This is a genomic window from Rhodococcus jostii RHA1 (assembly GCF_000014565.1).
In the GTDB taxonomy this organism is placed as follows: domain Bacteria; phylum Actinomycetota; class Actinomycetes; order Mycobacteriales; family Mycobacteriaceae; genus Rhodococcus_F; species Rhodococcus_F jostii_A.
The window spans coordinates 277,548-289,928 of record NC_008268.1 but is presented as its reverse complement, the minus strand read 5'-3'; the positions used below and the strand labels follow the sequence as shown (position 1 = coordinate 289,928).

The 12,381-nt window shown below is 68.7% G+C and carries 1 protein-coding gene (cut by a window edge); it reads right to left on the bottom strand.

What is annotated here, in order from left to right; all coding sequences use genetic code 11:
* Positions 1-12,381, bottom strand: the 5' end (the start) of a protein-coding gene (locus RHA1_RS01180) for a non-ribosomal peptide synthetase (RefSeq protein ID WP_011593531.1). It extends 14,235 nt beyond the left edge of the window; only the first 12,381 of its 26,616 coding nucleotides appear in the window; it begins with the start codon at positions 12,379-12,381; its stop codon lies beyond the left edge, outside the window.

Sequence of the window (12,381 nt, the reverse complement as noted above, 5' to 3'; positions counted from 1 at the left end):
CGTAGCGTCCTCGACACCCTCGAGCGCACGACCCCACGCGGCGACGGACGCCGAGACGTCGCGTGTGCCCAGCCATTCGAGGAAATCACGGTACGGCCGCACCGGCGCAAGCGCATCGGGATCCGCGTGGCTCTCATAGAGCTGGAGAAGTTCGTGCAGCAGTAGTGGGGTGGACCAGCCGTCGAGTACCAGATGATGGTTGGTGAGCACCAGATGGTGGTCGTCGGGGCCGGTCGTCACGAGGGTGAATCGCAGGAGAGGCGGCTCGGCCGGGTCGAACGGCGCGGCGCGGTCCGCGGTGACGATGTCGCCGAGTTCTGCGGCGGGACGGTGTGCGGTGGTGACGTCGTGGTGCGCCCAGGCGAGAGCAGTGGTCGTCACGACCTGTACCGGTGTGCCGTCCGCCGTGTGAGTGAAGGCCGCGCCCAGGTTCGGATGACGACCGAGCAAGGCTGCCCCGGCGTCGCGTAGACGGTCGGCGTCGAGGGGTCCGCTGATGTCGAGGACGAGTTGGACGACGTATGCGTCGGCAGCGGGGCCGCCGAGTTCGGCGTGGAACAGTAGACCGGCCTGCAAGGGGGTGAGGGGCCAGACGTCGGTGAGGGTGGGGTAGTGGTGGTGGAGTGCGTCGAGGGCGGGTTGGTCGAGGTGGACGAGGTCGAGGTCGCTGGGGGTGAGCCGGCCGGCGCCGGGTCGGCTGATGTGGTCGGCGAGGGCGGTGAGCGCTTCGGTCCACAGCTCGGTGATGTCGTCGACATCGGTTGCGGCAAGGACACCGGCGGCGTAGGACCATGTAGCCGTCAGCCGTGCAGCGCCCTCCGTGACGACCGTCGCGGCATCGATTGTCAGGACGGCTGCAGCAGCAAGGTCCGAGTCGGGTCGTCGGCTGAGATCCACATCCGTCACGGGCATCCAGCCCGCCTCCGGACGTGACGGCGGGTAGTCGAATCGGCCGAGGTAGTTGAGGGTGATTTGGGGTTGGGGGAGGTTGCGGAGTTGTGTTGCGGTGTGGGGGTTGAGGTAGCGGAGGGGGCCGTATCCGGTGCCGTGGTCGGGGGTGTTGTGGAGTTGTTCTTTGATGGTGGTGAGGGCGTGTCCGGTGGCGGGTCCGCCGGTGAGGGCGTCGTGGAGGTCGATGTCGGTGAGGTCGAGGAGGGCGGGGTGGATGGTGGTGAACCAGCCGAGGGTGTGGGTGAGGTCGGCGCCGGGGATGTGGGTGTTGGTGCGGCCGTGGCCTTCGATGGTGACGAGCAGGGTGTGGGTGGGGGTGTGGTGTCGGTGGCGCCAGGTGGTGACGGCGAGGGCGAGGGCGGTGAGGAGGGCGTCGTCGATGCCGCAGTGGTAGGTGGTGGGGAGGGTGGTGAGGAGGGTGTGGGTGGTGTGGGGTGGGAGTTCGGTGGTGGTGTGGGTGGTGGTGTGTTCGGTGTCGTGGGTGGGGTCGAGGGGTCTGGTGCCGAGTGGGGGGTCGGGGGTGGTGAGGATGGTGCGCCAGTGGGGGAGTTCGTGGGTGTGGTGGGTGGTGGTGTCGGTGAGGGCGTGGGCGTAGCGGCGGGCGCTTGTGGTGACGGGTGGGAGTGTGGGGGTGGTGCCGGTGGTGTGGGCGTGGTGGGCGGTGGCGAGGTCGGGGATGAGGATGCGCCAGGAGACGCCGTCGATGGCGAGGTGGTGGATGGTGAGGAGGAGGTGTCCGGGTTGGGTGTGGGGGTCGAGCCAGACGAGTTGGAGCATGATCCCGTTCTCGGGATCCAAACGTGTGGCGGCAGCACGGGACTCGACCTCGGCCCGGCCCTTCAGGTCGGCCGGATCATCGAGTGCGACCCGGCGGATCAGCGACTCGACCCGTGGAGCCTGGTGGGCGGCCACGACCTCCAACACCGTGTCTTCGTCCGTTGTCCCGCGCCGGAGCCGGGCCCGAAGCATGTCGTGGTGGTCGAGGACCGTCTGCACGGTGGCGGTGAGAGTGTCGGTGTTCAGGTCGGGTGGGGCGGTGAGCAGGACCGATTGGCAGAACGTGTCGAGGTCGCCCCCGCGCTCGAGCAACCACCGCGCCGCCGGTGGCAGCGGGAAGGAGCCGATCCCTCCGCCCGGAAGTTCGGAGAGGACCGCGCGCGGTTCCGGCCGTGTCGAGATCGCGCGCGCGAGCCGGGCGATCGTCTTGTACTCGAACACATCCCGCGGAGTGAGTGCCAGCCCGGCGGTCTTCGCGCGTGCCACCAACTGGATCGCCATGATGCTGTCGCCACCGAGCGCGAAGAACGAGTCGTCGACACCTACGGACTCGAGGCCGAGCACGTCGCGGACGAGGGTTACCAACGACTCTTCGACAGCTGTTCCGGCCGAGCGGAATTCCGCGGCGCGGGTCGTGAAGTCGACGATCGGAAGCGCGTTCCGGTCGACCTTCCCGTGGGGCGTCAACGGCAGCGTGGACAGTGAGATCACCGCGGACGGAACCATGTGCGAGGGAAGAAGTGACCTCGTGTGATCGAGCAGTTCCTCCTCTGCTACGTCGATGCCGGGGACGGGGACGACATATCCGACGAGGTGGTGTGCGCCGTTGCGATCGGCTCGCGGCACTACCACGGCCTGCGCGATCCCGGGGTGACGCAGGAGGGCGGATTCGACCTCGCCGGGCTCGACGCGGTAGCCGTGGAGCTGAACCTGGAAGTCGGTGCGACCGTGGTAGTCCAGCTGTCCATCGGGGTTCCAGCGGGCCAGGTCTCCGGTTCGGTACATGCGGGAGCCTGGGGCGCCGAACGGATTCGCGACGAACCGTCCGGCCGTGATCCCGGGCCTGCCGAGATACCCCCGCGCCAACTGAGCCCCGCCGAGATACATTTCGCCGGTCACCCCGGGGACGACGGGGTGCAGCCGACCGTCGACGACGTACACCTGTGTATTCCACACCGGCGACCCGATGGGCACAGTGGTGGCAGCTCGAGCGGCTGCGACGTCGTGGTACGTCGCTGTCACGGCCGCCTCCGCGGGACCATACATGTTGCCGAGGCGGACACCCTGCGCGAGCACGCTGCTCGCCGTCCGTGCACTGATCGCCTCACCCCCGGTCAGGACCCGGCGCAGGGACCCTGGGAAGGAGTGCCGATGATCGTTGACGAACACGTCGAGTAGGGAGGGCACGAACTCCACCACTGTGATCTGCATGTCGTCGAGGAGGCCGGACAGATAGTCGAGGTCGAACTGCCGATCCGGCGGCAGGAGGACCAGGACGCTTCCTGAACACAGAGCCGCGAAACACTCCCAGATGGCAACGTCGAAGGCGATCGGCGCCTTCTGTACGGTGCGGTCGTGCTCGTGTATCGGGAGCTGTGCCTGCGACCAGGCCAGCTGATTCGCTATCGCCGCGTGGGATACCGCCACGCCTTTGGGTGCGCCGGTCGAGCCCGATGTGTAGACCACGTAGGCCAGGTTGTCGGGGTGCAGTGATGCGCCGCGGTCCACGTCGGTCACTGGTGCTGTGTCTCGGGCCTCGTGGTCGATGTCGTCGAACCGTGCCACCGGAAGTCCGGTGGGAACGGGTACATCGGCGTCGCCGGTGGTGACGACGAGAGCCGCCGACGCGGATTGGATCAGTGATTCGATGCGGTCGGTGGGGTGGCTGGGATCGAGTGCGAGCACCGCAGCACCGGACTTGACCACCGCGTACATTGCGGCGAGCATCTCGACGGATCGCGGGATGACCAGGGCCACTATGGATTCGGTGCCGATGCCGCGTGCGAGGAAGGAGTGCGCCAGCCGGGTGGACCAGGTGTCGAGTTCGGCGTAGGTGAGGATTCGATCCTCCCCGCGGACGGCCGGGGCATCGGGTGTCGCAGCGACCTGGGCCTCGAACAGGTCCACGATCGTCGTGGCCGGAAGGTCGTGGGCCGTGGCGTTCCACCGGTCGAGGACGAGCCCGCGTTCGGCGTCGTCGAGGATGTCGACGTCGCCCACCACCGTCTCGGGATTCGTCAGGGCGGCGGTGATCACCCGAAGGAGCCGGCTGGAGAAGGCACGGATCGTGCCGGCGTCGAACAGGTCGGTGGCATAGACGATCTGCCCGCTGATACCCGTAAGCGAACCGTCCTCGGCCGGTTGTTCACGCACCACCACATTCAGGTCGAACGGCGACACCCGGGGCTCGAGGTCCGTGACATGAGCCTCGAGGCCGGGCAATCCGAGGCATGGTGGCTCGATGTTCTGGAACGACAGCATGACCTGGAACAACGGATGAAGGGCCGCCGAACGCGGTGGGTGAAGTTCGTCCACGAGGGTTTCGAACGGGATGTCGGCGTGCGCGAAGGCCGCCAGATCGGCGTCGCGCACCGCCGCCACGACGGCACCGAACGGTGACGCCGGATCGACGGTCGTGCGCAGAACGAGAGTGCCGACGAACATACCGACCAGGGGATCGAGTGTCTGTTCGCCGCGGCCGGCGGTCGGCGATCCGACGACGACGTCCGTGGTGGAGGCGAGCCGGGACAGCAATACGGCCAGGGCCGCGTGGATGACGACGAAAGTCGTCGTGTCGTGGGCACGGGCGAAGTCGATGAGCCGGCGGTGCGTCCTTTCGGGCATCACGAACGGCACCGCTGCGGCCCGGTACGACGCGGTGGCGGGACGTGGCCGATCCAGCGGCAACTCCAACCGTTCGGGAAGATCGGCGAGCGCCGTGCGCCAGAAGTCGAGTTGCCGTGCCACCGGCGACGCCGGGTTGGTCACGGATCCGAGGACCTCCCGCTGCCACACCGCGAAATCCGAGAACCGGACGGGCAACGGCTCCCACACGGGAGCACGGCCGACGCGGCGCGCGGTGTACGCGGTGGAGAGGTCGCGCGCCAGGGGAGCCAGCGAGGACCCGTCGGCGACGATGTGGTGCACGACGACGGCCAGGACATGGGCGTGGTCGTCGAGTTGCCACAGTCGGACGCGTACCGGCGGACGGACCGTGACGTCGAACCCCTCGGCGACGACTTCGTCGACGAGGCCGGAGACACGCGCTGCGTCGGCCACGGGAATCGGTGCCAGATCGACCGGCACGCTCTCGGCGGGGACGACGACCTGCACCGGTCCGGTGTCGGTCAAGGGGTAGAGGGTCCGCAACGGTTCGTGCCGCACGAGGACGTCGATCAGGGCAGCGTGTAGCGCGGGGACGTCGAGGAGACCGGTCAGCCGGACCACCATCGGAACGTTGTAGACGGCCGACGTCACGTCGAACTGGTTGACGAACCACATACGCTGCTGCGCGAACGACACCGGTGCGGGTTCGGTATGGGCCCGTGGTCCCAGGGCGGGTCTGTCCGGGTGCACCTCGCTCGCATCGAGGACGGTGGCGAGTCCGCGTACCGTGGGCGCCTCGAAGAGGGAGCGGATTCCGATCCTGGTTCCGAACGCCGAATCGATTCGGGCGACCACTTTCGCCGCGTCGAGCGACGTGCCACCCAGTTCGAAGAAGTTGTCGTCGACACCGACGCCACCGATACCGAGAACCTGGGCGATCACCCTCGACACCGTCTTCTCGGTCGGGGTGGCCGGGGCGTGGTAGACGGGTGCGTGCCGCAGCTCCTCGGGAACGGGAAGGGCGTCGAGGTCGACGTCCCCCGTCTCGGTGACGGGCAGTCGGTCGAGGACGACGACCGCGCCCGGGACCCAGGGCGGGGGCAAGATCATGGCGGCGTGGGCGCGGACCTCGGAGATGGTCGTCGTCGATCCGGGTGCCGGCACGACATACGTCACAAGGGCGGGCTTTCCGGCGCGAGGGGTGTGGTCGACGGTGACGGCATTCGCGACCTGCGGGTGCGCGGTGAGGACGGTGTCGATGTCGCCGAGCGGGATGCGGTATCCGCGCAGTTCGGACTGGAAATCGCGGCGCCACAGAATGTTCAGGCCTCCGGTCGGCGTGAGGCAAGCGGCATCGCCGGTGCGGAGCATGCGTTCGCCGGGCGGGCCTAAGGGACTCGCCACGAAGTGGGTGCTCGTCGCTGCGGCCCGGCGATGGTAGCCACGAGCGAGCGTGGGTCCACCGATGTACAACTCACCGACGACGCCGGGTGGGACAGGCGCGAGGCGGTCGTCGAGGACCGCGAATCTTCGTCCTCGCGCGGGCCGGTATTCCATCCGGTCGGCACCGGCTTCCGGTGCACGATCGGTGGCGGCGGCGAACCAGACGGCCTCCACGGACGCGTAGACGGCGACAACTTCAGGGGCAGCCACGACCGCGGCGTCGACGGGGTCACCGGTGAGCAGGACCGAGCGAAGTTCGTCCGCCGCCGGCGCGGATTCCCTTGCTCGGGACAGGTGCTCGTACGCGGCCGGGGTCTGGGCGACCATGTTCACGCCGCGGCGGTGCAACAGGTCGGCCAGGGCGGACGGTGCGGAGGCAGTGGCGTCGTCGACCACCTCCAGCCGACCTCCATGGAGGAATGCGCTCCACGGGGTCAGGACGGTGACGCCCGGCGCGAAGGTCGGGACCATTGCCCAGACCTCGCCGGCCGGGACGGCGGGACGTGCCAGTGCCGACAGCACTGCGCGGTGAGTCACCGATACCGGTTTCGGCAGCGCGGTCGACCCGCGTGTGAGCAGGACGTAGGCGGCGGTGTCCGGGCTGGGACCGGCGCCGACGTCGACGGCGGTGAGGGGGTGACCCGACCTGCGCGCGAGGTCGGCGACGGTGCCGGGCGCGTCGAGGACGAGGGTGGGAACGTGACCGTGGGGAAGATGTTCTTCCACAGCGGATATCGTCACAAATATCGCGATGTCAGGGATCGTCCGGGAGGTTTGCGTGGGCGACGCCCATCCGGGATCGAGTGGTAGGCACGCGCCGCCTGCCGCGAGCACGCCCAGTGTGACGGCGACGTAGTCCATCGAATGGGGAATCGCCACGGCGACGAGGCGTTCCGGTTCCGCTCCGTGATCGTGGAGCAGCCGGGCGATTCGGTTCACCCGGTCGGCGAGTTCGCCGTACGACAGCGTGTCACCCGCGAACGACACCGCGACGGCGTCTGGTTGCCGTGCCGCCGTCCGGGCAAACTCCGCGGGCAGCGTCGTCGCGGGGCCCGGTTCGTCCGGTGCGGTCCACGAACGGAGGGCGACGTCACGTTCCCGGTCGGTGAGCAGATCGATGTTCCCCACCACGGTGTCCGGCTCCGTGGTCACGATATTCAGGACGCGGACGAGCCGGTCGGCGAGCCCACGCACCGTCTCTTCGTCGAACAGATCGGTGGCGTATACGATTCTGCCGTCGATTCCCTGCGGCGCCCCGCCGTCATCGCGGCGTTCACTGAGCCACACCTGCAGGTCGAATTTACAGATCTTCGGGTCGTAGCCGACGGCCGCGACGTGCAGACCGGGCAGGTCGAGCTCCCGCGCCTCGTGTCCGGCAGGCAGGACGTTCTGGAACTCGAGAAGAACCTGGAACAACGGTGAACGACTGTCCGTGCGTTCGGGTTCGAGGGAGTCCACCAACTTCTCGAACGGATAGTCGGCGTGTGCGAACGCGCCCAGGTCCACATCCCGCACAGTGCGTACGGTGTCCGCGAAGCCCGCCTCGGGATCGATGCGGGTGCGCAGCACGAGCGTGTTGACGAACATGCCCACCACGTCGTCGAGTGCGGGCTCCCCACGTCCCGCGACCGGGGTGCCGATGCTCACATCGTAGGTGCCGGCGAGCCGGGCGAGCACGACTGCCAGCGCCGCGTGACACGTCATGAAGAGTGTGGACGTGCAGGTTCGGGACAGTGCCCGCATGCCGGCGTGCAACTCCGGAGGCAGGTGGAAGTCCACTCGGCCGCCGTGCAGGGACCGCCGCTGTGGGCGCGGACGGTCGGTCGGCAGCGCGAGAAGGGGCGGCGATCCCCGGAGCGACTCACTCCAATAGTCGAGTTGCCGCGACGCGAGGCTGTCGGGATCGGTGGGCCGACCCAACAGTGCGTGTTGCCACAAGGCGTAGTCCACGTACTGCACGGCCGGCGGTTCCCAGGCGGGGGCGCGTCCCTCGACCCGGGCACGATAGGCGGCGGAGAGGTCACGAGCGAGCGGACCAGCCGACGCACCGTCGGCCGCGATGTGATGGATCACCAGGGCCAGCACGTGGTCGGTGTCACCGATCGTGAACAGAGATGCTCGGAGCGGCGCGTCGACGGTGACGTCGAACGGCGCGGCCGCGGCCCCGGCGACGTGTGCGTCGAGGCCGGTCGGACCGTCGACCCGCACGGTCTCGACCCGGGGCAGCGCCCGTTCCGCGGGCAGGATCACCTGATGTGGTCCGTCGTCCGAGGTCGGGTACACCGTGCGGAGCGACTCGTGCCGTTCGACGACGTCTGCGATCGCTGCTTCGAGGGCACCGACGTCGAGGTGACCGGTGAGCCGGACGACCAGCGGAATGTCGTAGGCCGGGGAGTGCGGGTCGTACTGGTTGACGAACCACATCCGTTCCTGCGCCGGGGAGAGCGGAATCCTGGCGGGGCGGGGGAACCGGCGGAGGGGAGGCCGCTCGGAGCCATCGCCGCGCCGGCTCTCGACGATATCGGCGAGTGCGGCGACCGTCGGGTGCTCGAAGAGATCACGGACGTCCAGCGAGGTTTCCAGGGCGGAATTCAGCCGTGCCACCACCCGGGTCGCCGCCAGGGAACCTCCGCCGAGATCGACGTAGTCGTCGTCCACACCGACACCCGTGACACCGAGCACGGTCTCGAACACCGACGCGACCGTCTCTTCCGTTGGCGTGCGCGGCCGGTGGCCGGCGCCGCTCCGCGGGGCGAACGTCGGCGCCGGGAGCGCGGCACGGTCCAGCTTGCCACTCGGGGTGCGCGGAATGACGTCGAGGGGGACGACCGCGGCAGGGAGCATGTGCGCGGGCAGTGTGCGCGCGAGCCGACGGTGCATTTCCCCGACGTCGACGCGCCGCCCTTCTGCCGGGTGAACGTAGGCGATCACCGCGGCATCTCCCGTGTTCGGGTCGGTCGCGGCAGTTGCGACAGCGAACCCCACGCTCGGGTCGGCACGCAGGACTGCCTCGATCTCCCCGAGTTCGATGCGGAAACCGCGGACCTTTACCTGGAAGTCGCTGCGCCCGACGTAGGCGAGGTCGAGGGCAGCGGATGGATCCTCCCCGTGCCGGACGCGCCATCGCACGAGATCGCCGGTCCGGTACATCCGCGTCCCCGGCGACCCGAAGGGCGCGGCCACGAAACGTACGGCATCGAGTCCGGCACGGTTTCGGTATCCGCGCGCGAGGCCTGGGCCCGCGAGGTACAGCTCGCCTACGGTGCCCGGCGGAACCGGGTGCAGCCGGTCGTCGAGCACGACGACCTCGAACCCGCATGCCGGCGCTCCGAGGCTGACCGGCTCATCCGGCACCAACGGTGCGCTGATGGTCGACATGATCGTCGCCTCGGTGGGCCCGTAGGCGTTGACGACGCGCGGCCCCGGCGCCCATGTGGATACGACTTCTGGCGGGCAGACCTCGCCGGCGACGGTGAGATGCGACAGGGTCGGCGCGCCACGTGGTTCGAGCGTGGCGAGCGTGGTCGGAGTGAGGACGGCGTGGGTCACCTGATAGTCGGTGAGTACTCGCTCCAGTTCCGTACCCCCGACCACTTCGGGCGGGACGATCACCACGCGCGCACCGGATCCGACAGCCGCGAGCAGTTCGAACAGGGAGGCGTCGAAGCTCGGGGACGCGAACTGGGCCACCCGCCCGGTGGGCGGCACGTCGAGCCCTTTAATCTGTGCGGCGATCAGATTCGCGATCCCGCGGTGGGTCACCACCACCCCTTTGGGGACGCCGGTCGATCCTGACGTGTAGATGAGATAGGCCGGGTGGTCCCACCGCAGCGGCCGGGGGCGGTCGGCGTCGCCGACCGGTGTACTGGTGCGGACGGAAGTGGTGTCGTCGGCGTTGCGGTCGTGTAGTTCGATCCACTCGACGTCACCGGGTAGGTCGCCCCGGTGGCGGCTGACCGTGACCCCGAGATTCGCACCGGAATCGGTGAGCATGTGCGCGATGCGGGCTTCGGGGTATCCGGGATCGACGGGCAGGAAGGCGGCCCCGGATTTCGCGACTGCCCACACGGCGCGGACGAGATCAGCGGATCTCGGGAGCGCGAGAGCGACGACGGTTTCAGGGCCGGCGCCCCGGGAGAGGAGAACGCGAGCGAGCTGGGTGGATTCCGCGTCCAGCTGACGGTACGTGATGCCGGTACCGTCACCAGCAGCGTCGACGACGGCGATCGCGTCGGGGTCGCGGTGTGCCGCATTTGCCAGGATTTCGGGCAGCGTGCGCGGCGGAACTCCCGGATCGCCGCGCGCGGGTACGAGCCGGCGCCATTCGGCGGAACTCAACAGGTCCAGATCCGCGATCGGGATGTCGGGGTGCGCTGTGACCTGGTCGAGCACCCGGACCAGACGGTCGGCGAATCCGCGGATCGTCGACGGCTCGAAAAGCTCCCGCGCGAAGGTCAGTCGGAGGTCGAGCCCGGCGCGTCCGGGATGTTCGACGATGTGGATCCAGAGGTCGGCGCCCTCGTCGGACCGGCTGTCGGGTTCGTGAGGGTGATCGCTGGTCTGCAAGTCGAACCCGACCTGGAACGGGTGCCGGCCCGCAGATGCTGCTGGAATCGCGAGTGCGGCGGCGATCTCGTCGAAGCTGACGTCGGCGTGCGTGAACGCACCGAGTTCGGTCGTACGTGCGCGCTCGACGAGCTCGGTGAACGATTCGGTGCCGTCGACCCGCATACGCAGAACCAGAGGCCATCCGCCTGAGCCCGCGGGTGTCCCGAGGACGACGTCGCGGACCCCGCCGAGACGAGCGAGCAGTGCCGCGACGGCCGCATGCGTGACGGTGTACGTGGCGAACGGGCAGTCCCGTCCGAGGGTCTCGATCCGGTGATGCAGGTCCGCGGTCACGTGCGCCTCGACGTGCTCTCGCCGGCCGTCGACGGTACCTGCTCGGCGGGTGTGGTCGCGGGGAAGAGGTGTGTCGTGGGCCAGGTCGGTGAGCATCGTCCGCCAGTAGTCCAGATGTGCTGTGCGCCTGTGGATCCGATCTCCCTCATGTGCGGACTCCGTGTGCACCTCGGCCACGGGATCGCCGGGATCCGCCGCGAGAAACTCCTCGAGGAGGCCCACGAACGACCGATGGTGACGAGCCAATTCGTCCCGGGAGTAGCGGTGGGGGTTCCCGCGGAACTCGATGACCGTCCGCCCGGCAGCGGTGGTGCGGTACACATTGACCAGCAGATCCTCCACCGGCCCCGACGTGACCACGTGAAAGTCTCCGGTGAGCGGTCCGAACTGGATCCGGCGGTGGAAGAGCATGACGTTGACCATCGGCCCGCACAGCGATTCCGCCGCGTCGGTCTCGCGCCGGATGTCCTCCAGCGTGAACCGCTGATGACGAAGAGCACCCAATATTTCGTGGTGTACCCGGCGGGTGAGGGAAGCCACGGTGTCGTCGGGTGCGGTTGCCACCGGCAGCGGAGCGAGCCCGACGAGCATCCCGCCCGATCGCTGCAGCAGTGTGGTGGTGCGGCCCGACACCGGGAGGTCGACGACCACGTCGTCTTGTCCGGTCATCCGGGCGAGATACGTGGCGAAGGCGGCGATCACTCCGGTCGCCGGCGGCGTGCCGAGCCGTTCGCCGGAACGGTCCAGTCGCTCCGTCGCGGCCGTCGACAGCAGGGTCTTCTCGAGAATGCTGTCCGCGACGGCGGGTGCCACTGTCGGCGACAGGCTCGAGTTGGAACGGAGACCGGCGAGGCGGTCCCGCCAATACGCCCGATCGGACTCGTAGTGCCTCGACGACCGATACTCCTCGTCGAGACGGTGAAGGGTGCGCAGATCTGCGGCACCGGCAGGTTGCGGCGTCCGTGCCTCCACACGCGCGGTGTACAGGGCGGCGATTCGGTTCACCAGCGTCATCGCTCCGTAACCGTCCAGTGCGACATGGTGAATTCTGCTGTACCACAAGTAGCAATCGTCACCGATTTGTAACACCGTCGACGTCGCCAGCCGGTCCCGCGTCGGATCGAGCGGCGCGGTGTAGTCCCGCGTCATCCACGCGTGGGCCGCCGCGACGGGGTCCGGCTCGTCTCCGAGGTCGACATATCCGGTCGACAGCTCGATGGTCGGGTCGACGATTTGGAACGGCTGCCCGTCGATCTCGAACACCCGCAGGAACGCCGACTGGAACTCACGACCCGCAGTGACCGACGCGTCGTCGAGGGCCGCGAGATCCAGAGCGCCGCGCACCTCGACGTACTGCGCAATGCACCTCGGGACGTCGGGGGCGAGGCGCTGGGCCAGCCAGATTCCGCGCTGCACGGGCGTCAGCGGGAAGGCGTCGGGCCGACTGCGAACGGTCGCGTCGCTCCTGTTCCTGGTATCCAC